This window comes from Streptomyces sp. NPDC046939, from assembly GCF_040644575.1.
GTDB lineage: Bacteria > Actinomycetota > Actinomycetes > Streptomycetales > Streptomycetaceae > Streptomyces.
In genome coordinates, this window is sequence record NZ_JBEYWV010000002.1 from 236,290 (window position 1) to 255,137 (window position 18,848).

The following is an 18,848-nucleotide window of genomic DNA, read 5'->3' on the forward strand; positions in this document are numbered from 1 at the left end:
CCCTCGGCCCCGCCCTGCCGCCTAGCGTGAAACCACAGGTCAGCGACGTGTGAGGAGAGGTCTGTGCGATTGGTCGTCGGTATGACGGGGGCGACGGGCGCGCCGTTCGGTGTCCGGCTCCTGGAGAACCTGCGCGAGCTGCCGGACGTGGAGACGCACCTGGTCCTCTCCCGCTGGGCGCGCACCACGATCGAGCTGGAGACCGGCCTGTCCGTCGCCGAGGTCTCCGCGCTCGCGGACGTCACGCACCATCCGGACGACCAGGGCGCCACGATCTCGTCCGGCTCGTTCCGCACCGACGGCATGGTCATCGTGCCGTGCTCCATGAAGACCCTCGCGGGCATCAGGACCGGCTACGCCGAAGGGCTCGTGGCGCGCGCCGCCGATGTGGTCCTGAAGGAGCGCCGCAAGCTGGTCCTCGTTCCGCGCGAGACGCCGCTGAGCGAGATCCATCTCCAGAACATGCTCGAACTCGCGCGGATGGGCGTGCAGTTGGTGCCGCCCATGCCCGCCTTCTACAACCACCCGAAGAGCGTCGACGACATCGTCGACCACGTCACGGCGCGCATCCTCGACCAGTTCGAGCTGCCCGCGCCCGCCGCGCGCCGCTGGGCCGGGATGCGGGCCGCCCGAGCCGCTTCCCGCGACGCCGCCTGAACCCCCGTACCGCAGTACCGCAGCAAGAAGGAACCCCCATGGCCTACGACGACCTGCGCAGCTTCCTCTCCACCCTGGAGAAGGAAGGGCAACTGCTCCGCATCACCGACGAGGTGCTGCCCGAGCCCGACCTGGCGGCCGCCGCCAACGCGACGGGCCGCATCGGCGAGAACGCCCCGGCGCTGTACTTCGACAACGTCAAGGGGTTCACGGACGCCCGGATCGCCCTGAACGTGCACGGCTCCTGGGCCAACCACGCGCTCGCCCTCGGGCTGCCCCGCAACACCCCGGTCAAGGAGCAGGTGGAGGAGTTCGCGCGGCGCTGGGACGCCTTCCCCGTCGCGCCCGAGCGCCGCGAGGACGCGCCCTGGCGCGAGAACACCCAGGAGGGCGCGGACGTTGACCTCTTCTCCGTCCTGCCCCTCTTCCGCCTCAATGACGGTGACGGCGGCTTCTACCTGGACAAGGCCGCCGTCGTCTCCCGCGACCCCGAGGACCCGGAGGACTTCGGCAAGCAGAACGTCGGTACGTACCGCATCCAGGTCATCGGCAAGGACCGCCTCGCCTTCCAGCCCGTGCCCATGCACGACGTGGCGCAGCACCTGCGCAAGGCCGAGGAGGTGGGCGAGGACCTGCCCATCGCGATCACCCTCGGCAACGACCCGGTGATGGCGATCGTCGCCGGGATGCCGATGGCGTACGACCAGAGCGAGTACGAGATGGCCGGCGCGCTGCGCGGGGCACCCGCCCCGATCGCGACCGCGCCGCTCACCGGCTTCGACGTGCCGTGGGGCAGCGAGGTCGTCATCGAGGGTGTGATCGAGTCCCGTACGCGGCAGATCGAGGGCCCGTTCGGCGAGTTCACCGGGCACTACTCGGGCGGGCGCCGGATGCCGGTGATCCGCGTCGAGCGCGTCTCGTACCGCACGAACCCGGTCTTCGAGTCGCTCTACCTCGGCATGCCGTGGACCGAGGTCGACTATCTCGTCGGCCCCAACACCTGCGTGCCGCTGCTCAAGCAACTGCGCGCGGAGTTCCCCGAGGTGCGGGCCGTCAACGCCATGTACACGCACGGCCTGATGGTCGTGATCTCGACGGCCAAGCGGTACGGGGGCTTCGCCAAGGCCGTCGGGATGCGGGCGATGACGACGCCGCACGGGCTCGGCTACGTCTCCCAGGTGATCCTCGTCGACGAGGACGTGGACCCGTTCAACCTGCCGCAGGTGATGTGGGCGATGTCCGCGAAGGTGAACCCGAAGGACGACGTCGTGGTCATCCCCAACCTTTCGGTCCTCGAACTCGCGCCCGCCGCCCAGCCCGCCGGCATCACCAGCAAGATGATCATCGACGCGACGACGCCGGTCGCGCCCGACGTGCGCGGCAACTTCTCCACCCCGGCCAAGGACCTGCCCGAGACCGCCGAATGGGCGGCCCGGTTGCAGCGCATGATCGCGGCCCGGCACTGAAACCCGTACGACTCACAGGAAGGTCAACAGCCATGCAGGAACAGCAGCTTGAATGCCCCCGCTGCGCTTTCGAGGCGGTCAGCCTGCTCGCCACCTCACCGGTCCCCGGCGTCTGGGACGTGCTCCAGTGCGACCGGTGCCTCTACACCTGGCGCACCACCGAGCCGGACCGGCGCACGCGGCGCGACGCGTACCCCGACCTGTTCAAGCTCACGCAGGCCGACATCGACGACGCGATCGAGGTCCCGGCGATCCCGCCGCTGCGGACCGCCTGAGGCGGCCCACAGCGGGGCGGTGCCTCAGACGGACCGGTGGTACTGGTCCGGGACGTGCACGTCGGCGCCGAGTTCGCGGGCCGCATGGCGGGCGAAGGACGGGTCGCGGAGAATCTCGCGGCCGATGAGGACGGCGTCGGCCTCGCCGTTGGCGAGGATCTTCTCGGCCTGCTCGGCGTTGTCGATCAGGCCGACGGCGGCGGCCGGGACACCGGCCTCGTTGCGGACGCGCGCGGCGAACGGGACCTGGTAGCCGGGGCCGACGGGGATGCGGACGCCCGCGGCGTTGCCGCCCGTCGAGACGTCGATCAGGTCCACGCCGTGCGCCTGGAGCTCGGCGGCGAACCGCACGGTGTCGTCGGCGGTCCAGCCCTCCTCGCCCTCCAGCCAGTCGGTCGCGGAGATGCGGAAGAAGAGGGGCAGCTCGTCGGGCCACACGGCGCGGACGGCGTCGACGACCTCCAGGGCGAACCGGGTGCGGTTCTCGTAGGAGCCGCCGTACGCGTCCGTGCGCTTGTTGCTGTGCGGGGAGAGGAACTGGCCGATGAGGTAGCCGTGGGCGCCGTGGATCTCGGCGACCTGGAACCCGGCGTCCAGCGCCCGGCGCGCCGCGTCCACGAACTGCTGAACGACCTCGGCGATGCCCTCCGTCGTCAGCTCGGCCGGCACGGGGTGCTTGTCGTCGAACGGGACGGCGCTCGGCGCGACGGCCTGCCAGCCGTGCTCCTCGGGGCCGACGGGCCCGCCGCCCTTCCAGGGCCGGTCGGTGCTCGCCTTGCGGCCGGCGTGCCCGAGCTGGATGCCCGGCACGGTGTTCTGCGACTTCAGGAACTCGGTGATGCGCCGGAACGCGGCGACCTGCTCGTCGTTCCAGATGCCCAGGTCGTACGGGGAGATCCGGCCCTCGGGGCTGACGCCGGTCGCCTCGACGATGATCAGGCCGGTGCCGCCGGCGGCGCGGGCGCCGTAGTGCTGGAAGTGCCAGTCGTTCGGGGCGCCGGTCAGCGGGCCCTCGGGGGCGGCGCTGTACTGGCACATCGGCGGCATCCAGACGCGGTTCGGGACGGTCAGCGATCGCAGGGTGTACGGCTCGAACAGCGCGCTCACGGCGGACTCCATTCGGACGGATCGGGCTTCTTCCCTTGTACGATAGGCACCGTAGTACGGGAACTGTCAAACTACGAGGAGCCTCGTACAATGAGCGCCATGACGACCGCCGCGGCGCACGCAGCGCCCTCCACCGGCAACCGGGCCCTCGCGCACCCCGACCGGAGCGAGATCCGGCTCGAAGCGGTGCTGCACGCGCTCTCCGACCCGATGCGTCTCGCGGTCGTGCGCGAGATGGCGTCCGCGCAGGGGAACGACTCCCCGGGCCTGTCCTGTTCCCACTTCGCCCTGCCCGTCACGAAGTCGACCTCCACGCACCACTTCCGCGTCCTGCGCGAGAGCGGCGTGATCGAGCAGGTCTACCGGGGCACGGCCAAGCTGAACGGCCTGCGCCGTGCGGACCTGGACGCCCTCTTCCCCGGCCTGCTGGACAGCGTCCTGTCGGCGGCGGACCGCCAGGCGGAGCGGCTGGGGGAGGACGAGGGGCCTCAGACCTCCTGAACGGCGCGGGCCGCGCTCAGCAGGCCGTCCCAGTCGGGGATCTTGACCGAGTTGCGGCCCAGGGAGTGGCCCAGGGCCGCCTCCGCGCGTTCGATGGACTGCCAGCCGCTCCATTCCACGGGGTGCAGTCCGGCGCCGAGCAGGCCCGCCAGCGGGTCCCGGGCGATACGTTCCGGGGCGGTCGGCGCGCTGAGGTCGGCGGCCAGGGAGGCCACCGTCTCCTTGGCGCAGGGGCGGTTCGTGCCGATGACGCCGGTCGGGCCGCGCTTGATCCAGCCCGCGACGTACTCGCCGGGCGAGACACGGCCGTCGCGCAGGACGCGCCCCGCCGCCTGCGGGACCGTGCCGCGCGCCGCGTCGAACGGCAGGCCCTCCAGCGCCACCCCGCGGTAGCCCACGGACCGCAGCACGAGTTCCGCCTCGATCACCTCGAACGTCCCGGTTCCGCGGACGCCGCCGAGCCCGTCGGGCCGCGTCCGCTCGAAGCGCACCCCGGCGACCCGGCCGTCTGCGCCCTCGATGATCTCGGCGGGGCGGAGGAAGAAGCGCGGGCGGATCCGGCGTGCGGCGCCCCGGCGCGGCGCTCCCGCCCAGTCGCGCAGCACCTCCACATTGCGGCGGACGGCGCCGGGCAGCGCGGCCGGGTCACGATAGCCGGGGTCGAGCGCCAGTTCGGCCTCGTCCACGACGATCTCCGCACCGGCCAGCCCGCCCAGCTCGCGCAGCTCCTTCGTGGTGAAACGGGCCTGCGAAGGACCCCGCCGCCCCACCATGTACACGTCCCGCACCTCACTCGCGGCCAGCGCCCCGAGGGCCGCCTGCGGCATGTCGGTGGGCGCCAGCTCGTCGGCGCCCCGCGCCAGGATCCGGACCACGTCCACCGCGACGTTCCCGACGCCGATCGCGACAGCCGTCCGCACACCCCGTACGAAACCGTCGTCCCGGGCGTCCGGATGCGCGCTGTACCAGGCCACGAAGTCGGTCGCCGAGCAGCTTCCGGGCAGGTCCTCCCCGGGAATGCCGAGCCGCCGGTCGGCCGCGGCCCCCACGCAGTACACCACCGCGTCGTACAGCTCCAGGAGCTTGGCGGGCGGCAGCGCCGGGCCCACCTCGACCCCGCCGAGGAAGCGGACGCGCTCGTCCTGGAGCACCGTCCGCAGCGTGCCCTGCAACGATTTGATCTTCTCGTGGTCGGGCGCGACACCGTACCTGACCAGCCCGTACGGGCACGGCAGCCGGTCGAGCACGTCGACACGAACGTCAGGGACGACCGTCTGCTGGACAAGACCCTGCGCGGTGTAGACCCCGCTCGGCCCGGAACCGACCACGGCGATGTACGGCACGGGCGCTCCTTCCACAGGTGCGCTGCTTCCTCCCAGCATGGCACCGGCGGGGACGCCTGGGGAGGCGTGTGACCCCGGGGGGTGTCTGTTCCGGCCGCGAGGGTTTGTCCGGCAATTCCCTCCCCCAGCCTCCGGCCGGGAGGTACCCCTGCCCCGCGACGCCTGGCACGCTCCCTCAAGCTCTTCGAGCAGGGGGGCCCCAGAGCACGCACCACACGCCGCGGGGCAGCCCTCCGGGCGGCATGGGAGTCTGACGGCGGGCCCCGGGGACCGGATCGTCAGGACATGTCGCGCATCCGGCTGATCTCCGTCGTCTGCTGCGCGATCACGTCGTCCGCCATCTCCTCGATCTGCACGTCGTTGCCCTGGCTCTTCACGTCGGTGGCCATGGTCACCGCCCCCTGGTGGTGCGTGGTCATCAGCCTCAGGAACAGCGCGTCGAACGCCTTGCCGTGCGCGGCCCGCAACTTCCCGAGCTGCGCCTCGCTCGCCATCCCCGGCATCTCCTCGTGCCCGGCGTGCCCCGACGGGCTCTCCGCGCGACCGTGCTTTTTCAGCCAGCCCCGCATCGTCTCGATCTCCGGCCCCTGCGCGGCGGAGATCCGTTCGGCGAGGCGCTTCAGGGCGCCCGACTGGGCCTGCTTCGGCGCGAGTTCGGTCATCTCCAGGGCCTGCTGGTGGTGGCGGATCATCATCTGCGCGTAGCGGACGTCGGCCGAGTTGGGCCGGTCGTCGCCCCGGCGCTCCTGCGCGTCCCGGGCCGACAGCGTCTCCGCGGCTTCGCCCGGCTTGCCCGGAGCGATGACGGAAGGCCCGCCGTCCTTGGGGGAGTTGGCCCGGTCCGAGCCGCCGGAGCCCCCCGAGTCGCACGCGGTCAACCCCAGCGCGAGCGCCGCGAGCAGCGCGGGTGCAGCAACTTTCATGACGAGCTTGTTGCCATCTGTTGATCTGTGCATGAGGAAGACGATACTCGTGGGATCCGTGAACAGTTCACGTATCGCTGACGCTCATGTCAGTCGTCGTCAGTACCGTCAGTCAGGGAGACAACAGTGACCCTGTTGCAGGACTCCACCCGAACGCGTCGCAGACGCCTCGGAGTCGCCACCGCAGCCGCCGGACTCCTCGCGGCTCTGCTGGCCGCGGGCCCGGTGTCGGCCACACCCGACCCGGGCGACCGCACCGCGGCGCCCAAGAGCGTGTCGCAGAGCACCGAGAACGAGGTCCGCGCGGCCATCGCGGCGGACGAGATACCCGGCAAGGACGAGATAGTCCACTCCGCGAACGTCGAGCACCTCACCAACATCCCCAAGGACGTGCTCCCCGGCACCAACAGCGACCTCGCCTTCCAGGGCAAGTACGCCTTCGCCGGGAACTACGACGGCTTCCGCATCTTCGACATCAGCAACCCCAAGGCGCCCAGGACCGTCGCGCAGGTCCTGTGCCCGGGTTCGCAGAACGACATCTCCGTCTCCGGGAACCTGCTGTTCCTGTCCACGGACAGCTCCCGCAGCGACAACTCCTGCGCCTCCACCACCCAGCCCGCGACCGAGAAGTCGTCGTGGGAGGGGATGAAGGTCTTCGACATCAGCGACAAGCGGAACCCGAAGTACGTCGCCGCCGTCGAGACCGCGTGCGGCTCGCACACCCACACCCTGGTGCCGGAGAAGAAGAACGTCTACATCTACGTCTCCTCGTACTCGCCGAGCGCGACGTTCCCGGACTGCCAGCCGCCGCACGACGGCATCTCCGTCATCAAGGTGCCGCGCAAGGCCCCGCAGAAGGCGGCCGTCGTCAACTTCCCCGTCCTGTTCCCCGGTGAGGGCCCGGACGGCGGCGGCAACCCGGGCGGCCCCACCAACCCCGGTGTCTCCAAGACCACGGGCTGCCACGACATCACCGTCCTTCCCTCCGAGGACCTGGCCGCCGGCGCCTGCATGGGCGACGGCATCCTGTTCTCCATCAAGGACCCGGAGCACCCGAAGGTCATCGACCAGGTCCAGGACAACGTCAACTTCGCGTTCTGGCACTCGGCGACCTTCAACCAGAAGGCGAACAAGGTCGTCTTCACCGACGAGCTGGGCGGCGGCGGCGCGGCCACCTGCAACGCCGCGATCGGCCCGAACCGCGGCGCGGACGGCATCTACGACATCGTCGGCAAGGGCGACAAGCGCAAGCTCGTCTTCCGCAGCTACTTCAAGATCCCGCGCCACCAGGCCGACACCGAGAACTGCGTCGCGCACAACGGCTCCCTGATCCCGGTCAAGGGCAAGGACATCATGGTCCAGGCCTGGTACCAGGGCGGCGTCTCCGTCTGGGACTTCACCAATTCGGACCAGCCGAAGGAGATCGGCTACTTCGAGCGCGGCCCGCTCAGCACCGAGACCCTGGCCACCGGCGGCTCGTGGTCGGCGTACTACTACAACGGGTACATCTACTCCAACGACATCCAGAAGGGCTTCGACGTCCTGAAGATCAGTGACAAGCGAACGGATCCGGCCAAGCGGGTGCGCGTGGACGAGCTGAACGTCCAGACGCAGCCCGACTACTTCGACTGAGGTCCGGTCGGTTCCCCGCTCTCCCCGGCAGGCCGCGGCCGCTCGAAGTAGCGGGAGAAATCGGCGGCCCTGCCATGGGCCGGGTTCCCGCCGGGCGACGCGTCATCCCCGTCGCCCGGCGGGAACCCCCGCTCCCACTCCAGGTGGTAGCGGGCGAACAGCTCGGCGCGCAGCGCCGTGAGCGGCATCGGCACACCCGGTACGAGCATGGCGAACACCGCGCCCATCAGGACGGCGCGCAGCATCGGGTAGTCCCGGTCGACGTCGAGCGTGCCGTGGCGCACCACGGTGTCGCGCAGCAGCATCGCGAGCCGCTGCTGCTCGGGACACTGCACGAACCCCTCGGCCTGAAGGATGCCCGCCATGTGCGTGCGCATGAGCACCGGCTGGTCCCGGGCGAGGCCCAGGATGGCGTCGATGGCGCGCGCGAGCCGCTCGTCCCCGTCCTGCGTCCGCGGCTCCCTCTCCAGCGCATCCTCGAGGCTGCGGTGCATGAGCCGGTGCACGGCGGACTGCAGCAACTGCCGTTTGCCCGGGAAGTAGTACGAGACCAGACCGCGTGCCGAACCGGCACGGTCCGCGATGTCGCCGAGGGTCGTCGCGTCGTAGCCGCGCTCCCCGACGAGCTCCAGAGTCGCCTGCAGGAGCCGCTCGCGCGAACGTCGGCGCAACTCCTCATTGACCGATGCGCTGCGGGGGGACATTCTTGACTCCTGCGTTGACTGGCTCTGAGCCAATATACTCAGCGCGTCCCGGCCACCGGCCCCTCGGGGGCGGTGCGTGTGGGAAAGCGGCCGTATTGGGCGACGCGGGGGATCGTCCAATACGGCCGCGCTATTTCCGCTGCCGGCCTCCGGACGGTGTCGGCGCCGCCCGGGGGCCGGTGCTCCTCTCAGCCGACCCGTTCACCCCGCACGAGATCGAGCACCGGCCGCAGCCCGTCCGGCCGCTCGTCCGGTGGCAGATGGTCCACGAAGTGCAGGGCGCAGCCCAGGGCCGCCGCTCCGGCGTCCGCGTGGCGGTCGTCGCCGACCATCAGCGCCGAGCGCGGGGCGACGCCGAGCGCCTCGCAGGCGGCCTCGAAGAGGCGCGGGTCCGGTTTCGTGACGCCGTACCGGTACGACAGGACGTAGGCGTCCACGTAGGCGTCGAGCCCGTGCTCAACGAAGACGGGGCGCGGGTCCCAGCCGATGTTGCTGACGACGGCGACCGGCACGCCGCGCTCGCGCAGACCCGCCAGAACTTCGCGGGTGTCGGGGTAGGGGTGCCACGCCGCCGGGCGCATGTGGCGCTCGTACAGGACGTCGTAGAGCCGTTCGTCGGGGAGCGCGACCTCGCGGGCCAGCCCCGTGTAGGCGGCGCGGTGGCGGCTCGCGTCGACGTCGCGGACGGCCATCAGGGCGGCGAGGTGGTCGGGGACGGTGACGTGCGCCGTCGTGCCTCCCGGCAGCGCCCCGGAGTCGTGCAGCGCCCGCGCCGTGCGCGTGAACTCGGCGTCCGGCAGCGTCAGCCCGAGCTCGTCGAGGCCCGCGCGGAGCCAGGACGCTGCGGACTCGATGCGGAAGAGCGTCCCCGAGAAGTCGAAGAGCACGGCGGTGATCGTCATGCGCCCGATCCTGGCGGGCGGTGAACTCCCAGGTCAAGCAGGGCTGTTCGGGCCGGTCCCGGGACCGGGGCCGGGCCGGCGCCCGGTGCCGAACCGTTTCTCGTACGCGGCCGTGGACAGCGCCACCGTCAGCGCGCCCAGCAGCCAGCCGCCGAGGACGTCCGAGGGCCAGTGCACGCCGAGCCAGAGCCGGGTCAGGCCCACACCGAGCACCGACACCGCCGAGATCGCGAGGCCCGCGCCCCACAGGGCGGGCCCGGCCTCGTACCGGCGCAGCAGCCACAGGGCGAGGCCGCACACGACCGTCGCCGTCATCGCGTGCCCGGAGGGGAACGCCGCGAAGTGCGCCGAGTCGACCGGGTCCGGCCAGACCGGGCGCGGCCGGTCGACGACCGCCTTGAGCGCCTGCTGGAGGAGCGAGCCGAGCGCGCAGGTCACGATGAGCCACGCGCCGAGCACCCGCTCACGCAGGTGCCACACCGCGAACCCGGCGAGCACGGCGCATCCGGCCCGCATCGCCCACGGGTCCCACACCCAGTCCGACAGGATCCGGTTGGCGCGGGTCAGGCCCGGCTCGGCGACGGCGCCGCGGTGCAGCGTCCGTACGATGTCCGCGTCCAGGCCCATCAGCGGGGACCAGCGCACCGCCACAAGGGCGAGCAGCAGGACACAGGCCAGGCCGAGCGCCGCCGTCAGCGGGGCGGCCGGCCGGACGGGGGTATCGAGTCGCGCCGGGTGCATACCTGTGATCCTGACCCGACATCGGCGGCGCACACTATCCCAACGCGCGCAATCCCGGCACGAACGTCACGAGGAGCGGCGCCAGCGGGACCAGGGCCGCCACCGCGGTCAGCCGGAGGCGGTGCGCGGGGGAGAGCCGCGACGGCGGCGTGAGCAGCCGGTGCACGCGCTGCGGGACGTGCGTCTGCGGCGTCGGGCAGGGCCCGAACACACCGCGGTCCTCGTTCAGTTCCACCAGGGCGAGCGCGATGGTGAGCCGCCCGAACCGGCGCGAGGCCACGTCGTCGGCGGCCAGCTCGACCAGGCGGTGCATCTCGTCCCGGAACGCCGCGAACACCGGCACCTGCGGGAACCCGCCCGCGAGCGCGCCCGAGCAGTGCAGCAGCCAGTCGTGCCGCCACCGCGCGTGCCCCATCTCGTGCGCGAGCACCGCGTCGAGCTGGTGCCCCTTCAGGCGGCGCAACGCGGCGGTGGTGATCACCAGTTGGGGCGTCGGCCCCGGCAGCCACCACGCGTCGGGCCGCTCGGCCTCCAGGACGACGAGCCGGTCCGAGCCGGGCTCCTCGCCGGGCAACAGGGGCGAGCGCACGAGGAGTTCGCTCCGCCGCCGCCTGCGCCGCGTCCGCGCCGCGCGCACCTCCCGCACCAGCATCGCGGCCGTCCACGCCCCGCCGAGCGCGAGCGCCACGGCGACGACGGGCGCCCACGGACCGGTGGTGCGCAGCGCGTACGCGTCCACGACCGCGTGCGGCGCGGGCGCGAACAGCTGGCCGCGCACGGCCTGCCAGGCGGAGGCGGCGCTCAGCACCATCGACAGCGCACAGCACAGGAGCACACCCGCGACCACGCACTGCCACGCCCACAGGGCGACGATCGGCTCCCGCTCGGGCCAGTCGGCGCGCGCGAGCATGCGCGGGGCGACGACAGCGAGAAGGGTGCCGAGCAGCAACAGCGCTACGGGGACCGTCATGGCCGTCAGCCTATGTAGCGGGGCGCGCGCCGGGGTATGGCTCAGCGCCGCAAGTGATGTACGACACGGCTGGGGTCACGCCCCGCCCCGCCCGCCTCACATGGCGAGCAGCATCGCCAGCATGCCGATCCCCATCGACAGGCGGCAGGCCCGCGCCAGCTCCGGCCGGTCGCCCCAGCCCGCGCGCGCGGGCACCCCGGAGGCGGCGGGCACGAGCCGCGCTCCGGCATACAGGACGTACACCGCGAAGTAGACGAGGAGCAGCCCGGTGAGCGCCGGGGTCCCCGCCCCGCCGCCGTGGTGCGCGTGCGCCGCCGGGCGCCCCGCCATCTCCACCGCCATGTACGCCATCGCGAACGTGCCCACCAGGTGGTGCAGGTGGTGCCCGCCCCGGCGCGCCGCCCACAGGGCCCGCAGCGCGGCGGCACCGAACACCAGCGCGTACAGCAGCCAGGTCCAGGACGGCGGCGCGAGGACCGCGGCCGGGACCGCCATCAGCGCCATCCCGAACCCCATCAGGGCCTCGCCGCCCGCCGTGCGGCGCTGGTCCTCCACGGTGCTGCGCATGCGCAGCAGGCAGTACGCGCCGGTCGCCGCGCACAACGCGACGAGCAGCCAGGCGGCCGACATCGGTCCGTGCACCCCGGGTCCCCCTCTTCTGCGTGACTGCGGAGGAGATGCCCGTGCACGCGGGCGCGTATGGCGGCGCAGGGAGGCACTGCCGGTCGCGCGGCGGCCGGAGTGCGCCCGTGACGGCTATCTTTTACGAGTAAAACACCTGTTAAGGTTTAAGCATGCGCAGTACTTCCCCCACCTCCCCGAGGACCCTCACCGCCCGCCGACTCCCGCTCGCGGGGGTGCTGCGCCCCAACAGGCCGTCGGACATCTGGTTCAAACCGGCCACGAGCGTCGTCGCCTCGGCGGCGATACCGAACTTCACGCTGCTCGCCCTCGGCCGGCTCGACCTGATGATGTACACGATGGCCGGCAGCTTCTGCGCCCTGTACGGGCACAACCTGCCCTACGCGGCCCGGGCCCGCGCCCTCGCCGGCGTCGTCCTCGGGATGTGGCTGAGCGTCGCCGCCGCGCTCGTCGCGGCGTCGCTCCTCTCCTCCGCCGTGGCGCTCGTGGCCGTCGGCGCGTTGCTCGCCGCCGCGCAGAAGACGCTCTGCGACGCCACGCGGATCGGCCCGCCGGGCCACCTGATCTTCACCTTCATCAGCTCGGCCTCCCTGTTCGCGCCACAGCGCATCGGCCAGGTGCCGGGACACCTCGCGCTCACCCTCGGCGCGGGCGCCGTCGCCTGGCTGGTCGGCATGGCCCCCGCCCTCGTCCGCCCGCACGGCCCCGAGCGGCGGGCCACCGCACGCGCCCTGAACGCGGCGGCCGCCTACGCCGAGCGCCCCGGGCACGCGCCCGCGCGCGGCGCCGCGGCCGCCGCCGTGCACGCCGCCTGGCAGTCCCTCCTCGCCACCGGCGCGCAGACCCCCGCCCGCCGCGCATTGGAGCGGCTCGTCGTCCGCGCGGAGGTGGCCATCGCCGCACCGGGCGACACCGACGCGGACCGGTTGCGTGCGTGGGCCGCCGGGCTGCGCGGCGCCGGAGCCGTACCGCGCCCCGACCGCGTCGCGGGGGAGGACGACGAACTGCTCGGCGTGGAGGCGGAACGCGTGGGCGGCGGCGCCCCCTCCCTCTGGCGGCGGATCGGCCCCGGCTCGCCGCTGCTCCCGGTCGCCCTGCGCACCTTCGTCGGCTGCGCCCTCGCGGGGTACGCCTCGCTCGCCCTCGGCATCGGACGCCCCTACTGGGCCCTGGTCACCGCCGCCTCCCTCTACCAGGCCAATGTGACGCTGACCTGGAACCGCGGCGTCCAGCGCGTCGTCGGCAACCTCGCGGGCGTGCTCGTCTTCGCCGCCGTCGTCCCCCTCGCCCACCTCGCGCCGCTCGCCCTGGTGCTGTGCTGCATGGCGTTCAGCTTCGGCGCCGAGGCGCTCATCACCCGCAACTATTGGCTCGGCAGCCTGTGCGTGACCCCGATGGCGCTGCTCGTCACCGAGTTCGCCCGCTTCCAGGAGCCCGCCGAACTGATCACCGACCGGATCGTCGACACGCTGGTCGGCGCGGTCCTCGGCGTCGTCGCCGCCGTCATCGTGACCAACCGGCGCGCGGGCGACACCATCGAACAGGCCCTCACGCGCGTCGACGCCGCCCGCGAGAACGCCGAACGCACCCTCGCCTCCGCCGCGCCGGGACCCGCCGCCCTGGAGACGGCACGGCGCTCGCTGGTCGCGGCCCTGGTGGAGCTGCGCACCGCCACCGACACGGCGGCGGGGGAGTGGTGGCAGCGGGCGCTGCCCGAGGAGCGGGTGGTCGCCGCCGAACGCGCCGGACACCGTACGCTCGCCGCGACGGTCCGCCGCCAGGCCCCCGGCCTGCCGGAGCCCGCCGTCGACGACACTGGTGACACGGCGGACGACCCGAGCGGCGCCCGCAACTGACAAGGTACGAAGCCTCAGCGGAAGGTCCGGGCAGGCAGCATGAGCACGAGAGCCGAGACGGCGGCGGAGCGACCGCCCGACACGGTGTCGTCGGTCGTCCAGCAGTGGCAGGCCGTACGACCGGACGTCGACACCGCCCCGATGGAGATCATCGGCCGCATCAACCGGTGCGCCGCGCTGCTCCAGCAGGCCGAGGACGCGCCCCTGCGCCACGCCGGACTGACCCGGGCCGAGTTCGACCTGCTCGGCACCCTGCGCCGCACAGGCCGTGAACTCACCCCGGGCGACCTGGCGCGCGAGACGTTCTCCTCGGGCGCGGCCGTGACCAAGCGGCTCAAGCAGCTCCAGGAGCGCGGCCTCGTCGCCCGGCGCGGCGACACCCGCGACCGGCGGGTGTCCCACCTCAGCCTCACTGATGAGGGCCGCGCACTCGTCGACGAGATCCTGCCGCGCCAGCTCGCCTACGAGTCGACGGTCCTCGCCGGTCTCGACGGCGGCCGCGACACCGCGCTCAGCACCCTGCTCGGCGACCTGCTCTCCCAGCTGGAGGGCCGCCTGGGCGGCCCCCGGAGCTAGGAGAGGGCCCTACAGCTCGGCGGCCAGGTTGATCGCGAGCTCCGGCTTCTCCGGGACCGTCGACCGGCCCGCCGCGTGGTCGGCCATCACCTGGTGGATCTCCTCCGGCGACAGGTACGCGTCCGTCATCTCGAAGTCCTTGAGCGTGGCGGGCCGGTTCCGCTGGAAGCCGGTGCGGACGAAGTCGTCGCCCGCGACAGCGTTCAGGGCCCAGTTCGCCGCCGTACGGAAACGGGCCGTGACGGTCCGCAGCGCGCCCAGGTGGTAGCCGCGGGCCACGACCTGCGCGGGCAACCCGGTGAGCTGCACACCCATCGGCTTCGACACCGCTTGGATACCACCGAGGTCGACGACGAGCCCGAGGTCCTTGTGGCGGTACGGCGTCAGCGGCGTCCCGCGCACCGCCGCCAGCACATTGCGGGCCGCCGCCCAGCCCTGCCGCATCGCGTGCTGCGCGGTCGGCGGGCAGATCGCGTCGCCGCCCTTGACGAGGTCCGGCACGGCGGCGGCGTCGCCCAGCGCGAAGACACCGTCGAGGCCCGGCACGGTCAGCTCGGGGGTGACCACCAGGCGGCCCTTGTTCGTCTCCGCGCCCAGCGTGGCGACCAGCGGGCTCGGCGCGACGCCCGCCGTCCAGATGAGGGTGCGGCAGGGCAGCTCGCGCCCGTCGGTGAACGTCACCCGGTCCTCGGTGACCTTCGCCACCGAGACCCCGAGCGAGACGTGCAGGCCACGCCGCGTCAGGATGTCCATCGCCTTGTCGCCGAGGCGCGGGCCCAGCTCCGGCATGAGCTTCGGGGCGATGTCGACCAGGTGCCACTTGATCAGGTGCGGATCGAGCCCGGGGTACCGCCTCACCGCGGCGCTCGTCAGCCGCTGGAGGTACGCCGCCGTCTCCGTGCCGGCGTAGCCGCCGCCCACCACCACGAACTGCAGCCGCGCCTCCCGCTCGGCCGGGTCCGTGCTGGCCGCCGCGAGGTCGAGCTGCGAGATGACGTGGTCGCGGATCCAGGCCGCCTCGGCGAGCGTCTTGACGCCGACGGCATGCTCGTCGATGCCGGGGATGTCGAACTGACGGGTCACACTGCCCGGCGTGAGCACCAGGTGGTCGTAGCGCTCGACACTGCACTCGCCGTTGATCTTCCGGACGATGACGGCCTTCGCCTTCGGGTCCACACCGATGGCGCCGCCGGGGATGATGGAGGTGCGCCGCAGCATCCGGCGCAGCGGCACGGCGACCGACTGCGGGGTCAGCACACCGGACGCCACATGGGGCAGCAGCGGCAGATAGAGCTGATGGTCCATCGGGCTGATGAGCTTCAGCACCGCCTCCCCGGGCTTCAGCTCCTTCTCCAGCTTGTGGGCGCACTCCATCCCGGCGAACCCACCGCCGATGATCAGAATCCGGGGCACGGTCGAGGTACGGGGAGCGGTCATGATCGGATCTCTCCTGGGCTGGACGGTGGACGGACAGGCGAGGAGCGTTGCTCCGGCTCATGTATCCGGATCGGCGCCGCCGAATCCCCTGACTCTTCGCCATCGTGCGTCGCACCCCGCGTCACCGCACGTCAGCCGCGCACGTCAGATGGAAGGCCGGGAGCGGATCGGGTGATCCTCGGGGACCTCCACCACACAGATGCGGGTGCCGTCCGGATCGGAGATCCACATCTCCTTCAGGCCCCACGGCTCCGTCCGCGGCTCGCGCAGCACCGGCACGTCCCGCGCCACCAGCTCCTCGTGCGCCGCGTCCAGGTCCGCCACCTGGAGCCAGAGCTGGAGCCCCGGCGTGACCGGCGGTTCGGAACGCCCCGCGACCTCCAGGAAGCCGCCGCCGAGGAAGTACACCGTGCCCCGCTCGGGACCGGTGCCGAACTCGCGGTACACGGCCAGCCCGAGCGCCTCCCCGTAGAACCTCCGCGACCGCTCGGGGTCTCCCGGCCTGATCAGAACCCTGCTGCTCAGTACGTGAACCATGACGACGGACAGTACTGCGCCCGGGTTAACCTCGACGGCGCCGACAGGCTTTACACCGCAGCCCCGCAGATCGGAGAGGCGTCCATGACCACCGCCCCGCACCCCGCCACCGACGGCCTGAGCTTCCGCGAGGCCACCAAGGGCGACGTCGACGCGCTCGTCGCGCTCATCGAGTCGGCCTACCGCGGGGACGACAGCCGGGCCGGCTGGACGACGGAGGCGGACATCCTGGAGGGCCAGCGGACCGACCCGCAAGGCGTCCTGGAAGTGGTCGAGCACCCCGACAGCCGGCTGCTGACCGTCGAACGGGACGGCGCGATCGTCGCCTGCTGCCAGCTGGAGCACCGCGGGGACCACGCCTACTTCGGCATGTTCGCCGTCAGCCCCGCCCTCCAGGGCGCCGGGCTCGGAAAGGTGATCATCGCGGAGGCGGAGCGGACGGCGCGCGAGACATGGGGTGTGCGCGAGATGCACATGACGGTGATCTCCGTGCGCAAGGAGCTCATCGCCTGGTACGAGCGGCGCGGCTACCGCCGTACGGGAAGAACGAGCCCCTTCCCGTACGGCGACGAGCGCTTCGGCATCCCGCGGCGCGCGGACCTGGAGTTCGAGCTGCTGGTCAAGGAGCTGGCCTGAGCCGTTATGCGGTGAAGCGGCCGGTGCGCTTGATCTCCGGGTAGTCGGTGGTCGCGCCGTCCAGGCCGAGGGCGCGGACGAGCCGCAGGTCGTCCTGGGTGTTCACGACCCAGCCGATGATCCGCAGGTCCGCCTTGCGGGCGTGCTCCACGATCTCCTGGGTGAGGCGGCGGATGTTGAGGACGAGCGTGGTGGCGCCGACGGCGAGGGCCCGCTCCACGACGTTCGTACCGTAGCGGCTGGCGACCAGCGCCGTCCGCACACCGGGCACGAGCCGCGCGATCTCCGCGACGGCCTCGTCGTGGAAGGAGATCACCTCGACCCGGTGCACGAGATCGCGGCGCAGCATGACCTCGGCGAGCGCGCGGGCGGCGGCCGTGTCCTTGATCTCCGCCTGCAACGGGGCGCTCACCGCGTCGAGGACCTCCTCGAACACCGGCACCCGCTCGCCGCGCCCCGCGTCCAGGGTCCGCAGCTCGGCGAGGGTCTTGTCGGCGATGGGGCCCTTGCCGTCCGTGGTGCGGTCCACGTCGGCGTCGTGCATGACGACGAGCGCGCCGTCCTTGCTGAGGTGCAGATCGAGCTCGATGAGGTCGAGCCCCGCCCGCTCGGCGGCGACGAAGGACCGCAGGGTGTTCTCGGGTTCGACCCCCATGGCTCCGCGATGCCCGATGGTGAGGAAGTTCAAGGTGGTCTCGCTTCCGTCGACAACGGATCGGCTCCGCCGAGCCTAACGGCCGGGTCCGCCCCCAGGGCGGCTTCGACGCGAGGGAGCCCGCTGGTCCATGGCGGGGGCGGGCCGTCACTTGGTTGCGGGGTGGTGCGGGCCTGGTTGAGGGGGGCGGGCGCGTGCGGTCACTCGATCGCGGGGTGGGCGCGTGCCGGGTTGACGAGGGGGCGTCAGTGGTTGTCCGGGTGGGGGCGCGTGAGGCGGGCCGACGGGGGGTGCTGCGACGGATCGGTTCCGCCGAGCCTGGCGGTCGGGTTCGGCTCTGCGGCGGCTTCGACGCGAGGGGGTCCGCCGGGCGGTGGTGGGTCGGGCGGGCCGACGGGGGGGGCTACGACGCATCGGCCCGCCGAGCCCCATGATCGGATTCCGTCCTGGGGCCGCTTCGATGCGAGGGAGTCCGCCGGGGTCGGGCGGGGCGTGCCGTCGCTTGACCCCCGGGGCGGTGGCCCCGTCAGTGGTTGTGCGGGCCGGGGTGCGTGAGGTGGGCCGAGAGGTGGTGTTGCAGTGGTTCGCCCGCCGCAGCCAGCTCGTGGGTGAATTCCAGGGTGCCGTCGGTGATGACGTAGCGGCGCGTGGTCGCCTCGACCTTCTTCGCCGTCGGGGTGAGTGCCACGGTGTCCGTCGCGAGGGTGACCGTGCCGTCCGCCGCGTGGCCGGACGCGATCTCCGCGATGCCGGTCGGTTGCGTGATCAGGGCCTCGATCCGGCCCTCCGGTCGCAGCCGGAACCAGCCGCTCTCGCGCGCGGCCGGGCGCAGCGGCGTGTCGTCGGCGCCGAGGAGCCAGGCCCGCGCCTCGTACCGGAGGAAGGGGCGCCCGTCGTGCGTGAAGGTGACCTCCTGCGCGTAGGTGAACTCCCCGTCGATGGTGGGGTACCCGCCGCGTCCGCGCCCGTGCCAGGCCCCGAGCAGGCCGAGCACCGGCGCGAGCAGCGGGTGCGGCGCGGGCGCCGCGTCGGGGCGGTCGGTCTCGCCGTACGGGTACGGCGGCGCGGCGGCGTCGGACACGGGTGGCTCCCAGGGGTCGAGGGGATGGCGCGGGGCCAGCCTAAGCCGGGGCGCCGCTCTCCCGGCCGCGCGGGGCCGCTGTGGCAGAGGTCATCGTTTCGCGCGGGCGAGACAGGAAAAACAGCGGTGGTACCGGGGGGCGCGCAGGATAATTTCCCGAAGCTCCCCTTGTCCTGGAGAACCGGAGATGCATACGGTGTTCTGACG

The 18,848-nt window shown here is 72.5% G+C and carries 20 protein-coding genes; 8 read left to right on the forward strand and 12 right to left on the reverse strand.

Annotated features, from left to right (window positions below):
- The first annotated feature begins 63 nt into the window (after nucleotides 1–63).
- The 3 genes from vdcB to ABZ877_RS03345 are packed head-to-tail and all read left to right on the forward strand — an operon-like array spanning nucleotide 64 to nucleotide 2,398.
- Entirely contained in the window at nucleotides 64–657 is a 594-nt protein-coding gene (gene vdcB, locus ABZ877_RS03335) for a non-oxidative vanillic acid decarboxylases subunit B (protein ID WP_361063505.1), read from the forward strand.
- Between the two features lie 38 nt (nucleotides 658–695).
- Nucleotides 696–2,123 (forward strand): non-oxidative vanillic acid decarboxylases subunit C, encoded by a 1,428-nt coding sequence (gene vdcC, locus ABZ877_RS03340; RefSeq protein ID WP_361063507.1) that lies wholly within the window; start codon nucleotides 696–698, stop codon nucleotides 2,121–2,123.
- 32 nt (nucleotides 2,124–2,155) lie between these two features.
- The gene (locus ABZ877_RS03345; protein WP_361063510.1) at nucleotides 2,156–2,398 is read left to right on the forward strand and encodes a non-oxidative hydroxyarylic acid decarboxylases subunit D; all 243 of its coding nucleotides are present in this window, start codon (nucleotides 2,156–2,158) and stop codon (nucleotides 2,396–2,398) included.
- Between the two features lie 24 nt (nucleotides 2,399–2,422).
- Here ABZ877_RS03345 and ABZ877_RS03350 read toward each other — a convergent pair whose 3' ends face one another.
- The gene (locus ABZ877_RS03350) at nucleotides 2,423–3,505 is read right to left on the reverse strand and encodes an NADH:flavin oxidoreductase/NADH oxidase (RefSeq protein WP_361063513.1); all 1,083 of its coding nucleotides are present in this window, start codon (nucleotides 3,503–3,505) and stop codon (nucleotides 2,423–2,425) included.
- A gap of 99 nt (nucleotides 3,506–3,604) precedes the next feature.
- Here ABZ877_RS03350 and ABZ877_RS03355 point away from each other — a divergent pair, with 99 nt between their 5' ends.
- Nucleotides 3,605–4,006 carry a helix-turn-helix transcriptional regulator gene (locus ABZ877_RS03355; protein WP_361063516.1) on the forward strand — a complete coding sequence of 134 codons (402 nt, stop codon included), beginning with the start codon at nucleotides 3,605–3,607 and terminating at the stop codon, nucleotides 4,004–4,006.
- Here ABZ877_RS03355 and ABZ877_RS03360 read toward each other — a convergent pair.
- Both ABZ877_RS03360 and ABZ877_RS03365 read right to left on the reverse strand, forming a co-directional pair.
- Entirely contained in the window at nucleotides 3,994–5,349 is a 1,356-nt protein-coding gene (locus ABZ877_RS03360) for an NADP oxidoreductase (RefSeq protein WP_361063519.1), read from the reverse strand. The genes ABZ877_RS03355 and ABZ877_RS03360 overlap by 13 nt on opposite strands.
- Nucleotides 5,350–5,627: 278 nt before the next feature.
- A complete protein-coding gene (locus ABZ877_RS03365) occupies nucleotides 5,628–6,305 on the reverse strand; it encodes a DUF305 domain-containing protein (protein ID WP_361063521.1) in 678 nt (225 codons plus the stop codon).
- Nucleotides 6,306–6,398: 93 nt separating this feature from the next.
- Between ABZ877_RS03365 and ABZ877_RS03370 the strand changes: the two genes are divergently transcribed.
- A complete protein-coding gene (locus tag ABZ877_RS03370) occupies nucleotides 6,399–7,904 on the forward strand; it encodes a hypothetical protein (protein WP_361063524.1) in 1,506 nt (501 codons plus the stop codon).
- Here the strand turns inward: ABZ877_RS03370 and ABZ877_RS03375 are convergent.
- The 5 genes from ABZ877_RS03375 to ABZ877_RS03395 form a co-directional block, all read right to left on the reverse strand.
- Nucleotides 7,892–8,608 (reverse strand): helix-turn-helix domain-containing protein, encoded by a 717-nt coding sequence (locus ABZ877_RS03375; RefSeq protein ID WP_361063527.1) that lies wholly within the window; start codon nucleotides 8,606–8,608, stop codon nucleotides 7,892–7,894. The genes ABZ877_RS03370 and ABZ877_RS03375 overlap by 13 nt on opposite strands.
- A gap of 188 nt (nucleotides 8,609–8,796) precedes the next feature.
- A complete protein-coding gene (locus tag ABZ877_RS03380; protein ID WP_361063530.1) occupies nucleotides 8,797–9,510 on the reverse strand; it encodes an HAD-IA family hydrolase in 714 nt (237 codons plus the stop codon).
- Between the two features lie 33 nt (nucleotides 9,511–9,543).
- The gene (locus ABZ877_RS03385; RefSeq protein ID WP_361063533.1) at nucleotides 9,544–10,251 is read right to left on the reverse strand and encodes a phosphatase PAP2 family protein; all 708 of its coding nucleotides are present in this window, start codon (nucleotides 10,249–10,251) and stop codon (nucleotides 9,544–9,546) included.
- Between the two features lie 34 nt (nucleotides 10,252–10,285).
- On the reverse strand, nucleotides 10,286–11,221 hold the full coding sequence (locus tag ABZ877_RS03390; protein ID WP_361063536.1) for a M56 family metallopeptidase: 936 nt from the start codon (nucleotides 11,219–11,221) through the stop codon (nucleotides 10,286–10,288).
- A gap of 96 nt (nucleotides 11,222–11,317) precedes the next feature.
- Complete coding sequence (locus ABZ877_RS03395; RefSeq protein ID WP_361063538.1) at nucleotides 11,318–11,863, reverse strand: DUF5134 domain-containing protein; 546 nt, start codon at nucleotides 11,861–11,863, stop codon at nucleotides 11,318–11,320.
- 152 nt (nucleotides 11,864–12,015) lie between these two features.
- Here ABZ877_RS03395 and ABZ877_RS03400 point away from each other — a divergent pair, with 152 nt between their 5' ends.
- Both ABZ877_RS03400 and ABZ877_RS03405 read left to right on the forward strand, forming a co-directional pair.
- The gene (locus tag ABZ877_RS03400; RefSeq protein ID WP_361063541.1) at nucleotides 12,016–13,719 is read left to right on the forward strand and encodes an FUSC family protein; all 1,704 of its coding nucleotides are present in this window, start codon (nucleotides 12,016–12,018) and stop codon (nucleotides 13,717–13,719) included.
- 39 nt (nucleotides 13,720–13,758) lie between these two features.
- Nucleotides 13,759–14,295, forward strand: a complete 537-nt coding sequence (locus ABZ877_RS03405; RefSeq protein ID WP_361063544.1) for a MarR family transcriptional regulator — start codon at nucleotides 13,759–13,761, stop codon at nucleotides 14,293–14,295.
- Between the two features lie 9 nt (nucleotides 14,296–14,304).
- Here the strand turns inward: ABZ877_RS03405 and ABZ877_RS03410 are convergent, their stop codons facing one another.
- Complete coding sequence (locus tag ABZ877_RS03410) at nucleotides 14,305–15,732, reverse strand: NAD(P)/FAD-dependent oxidoreductase (protein ID WP_361063547.1); 1,428 nt, start codon at nucleotides 15,730–15,732, stop codon at nucleotides 14,305–14,307.
- A gap of 144 nt (nucleotides 15,733–15,876) precedes the next feature.
- Nucleotides 15,877–16,269, reverse strand: a complete 393-nt coding sequence (locus tag ABZ877_RS03415) for a VOC family protein (protein ID WP_361063550.1) — start codon at nucleotides 16,267–16,269, stop codon at nucleotides 15,877–15,879.
- 84 nt (nucleotides 16,270–16,353) lie between these two features.
- Here ABZ877_RS03415 and ABZ877_RS03420 point away from each other — a divergent pair, with 84 nt between their 5' ends.
- Nucleotides 16,354–16,905, forward strand: coding sequence for a GNAT family N-acetyltransferase (locus ABZ877_RS03420; protein ID WP_361063553.1), 552 nt, complete (start codon nucleotides 16,354–16,356; stop codon nucleotides 16,903–16,905).
- Between the two features lie 4 nt (nucleotides 16,906–16,909).
- On the opposite strand, the gene ABZ877_RS03425 is transcribed toward ABZ877_RS03420, so the two are convergent.
- Both ABZ877_RS03425 and ABZ877_RS03430 read right to left on the reverse strand, forming a co-directional pair.
- A complete protein-coding gene (locus tag ABZ877_RS03425) occupies nucleotides 16,910–17,593 on the reverse strand; it encodes a glycerophosphodiester phosphodiesterase family protein (RefSeq protein ID WP_361063556.1) in 684 nt (227 codons plus the stop codon).
- 493 nt (nucleotides 17,594–18,086) lie between these two features.
- Nucleotides 18,087–18,641 (reverse strand): FABP family protein, encoded by a 555-nt coding sequence (locus tag ABZ877_RS03430; RefSeq protein WP_361063560.1) that lies wholly within the window; start codon nucleotides 18,639–18,641, stop codon nucleotides 18,087–18,089.
- Between the last annotated feature and the right edge of the window lie 207 nt (nucleotides 18,642–18,848).

Coding starts and splice junctions, on each gene's coding strand:
- ABZ877_RS03415 (WP_361063550.1), bottom strand. CDS start 16,269: ATGGTTCACGTACTGAGCAGCAGGGTTCTGATCAGGCCGGGAGACCCC.
- ABZ877_RS03375 (WP_361063527.1), bottom strand. CDS start 8,608: ATGTCCCCCCGCAGCGCATCGGTCAATGAGGAGTTGCGCCGACGTTCG.
- ABZ877_RS03420 (WP_361063553.1), top strand. CDS start 16,354: ATGACCACCGCCCCGCACCCCGCCACCGACGGCCTGAGCTTCCGCGAG.
- ABZ877_RS03405 (WP_361063544.1), top strand. CDS start 13,759: ATGAGCACGAGAGCCGAGACGGCGGCGGAGCGACCGCCCGACACGGTG.
- ABZ877_RS03390 (WP_361063536.1), bottom strand. CDS start 11,221: ATGACGGTCCCCGTAGCGCTGTTGCTGCTCGGCACCCTTCTCGCTGTC.
- ABZ877_RS03345 (WP_361063510.1), top strand. CDS start 2,156: ATGCAGGAACAGCAGCTTGAATGCCCCCGCTGCGCTTTCGAGGCGGTC.
- ABZ877_RS03365 (WP_361063521.1), bottom strand. CDS start 6,305: ATGCACAGATCAACAGATGGCAACAAGCTCGTCATGAAAGTTGCTGCA.
- ABZ877_RS03380 (WP_361063530.1), bottom strand. CDS start 9,510: ATGACGATCACCGCCGTGCTCTTCGACTTCTCGGGGACGCTCTTCCGC.
- vdcC (WP_361063507.1), top strand. CDS start 696: ATGGCCTACGACGACCTGCGCAGCTTCCTCTCCACCCTGGAGAAGGAA.
- ABZ877_RS03385 (WP_361063533.1), bottom strand. CDS start 10,251: ATGCACCCGGCGCGACTCGATACCCCCGTCCGGCCGGCCGCCCCGCTG.
- ABZ877_RS03410 (WP_361063547.1), bottom strand. CDS start 15,732: ATGACCGCTCCCCGTACCTCGACCGTGCCCCGGATTCTGATCATCGGC.
- ABZ877_RS03355 (WP_361063516.1), top strand. CDS start 3,605: ATGACGACCGCCGCGGCGCACGCAGCGCCCTCCACCGGCAACCGGGCC.
- ABZ877_RS03400 (WP_361063541.1), top strand. CDS start 12,016: ATGCGCAGTACTTCCCCCACCTCCCCGAGGACCCTCACCGCCCGCCGA.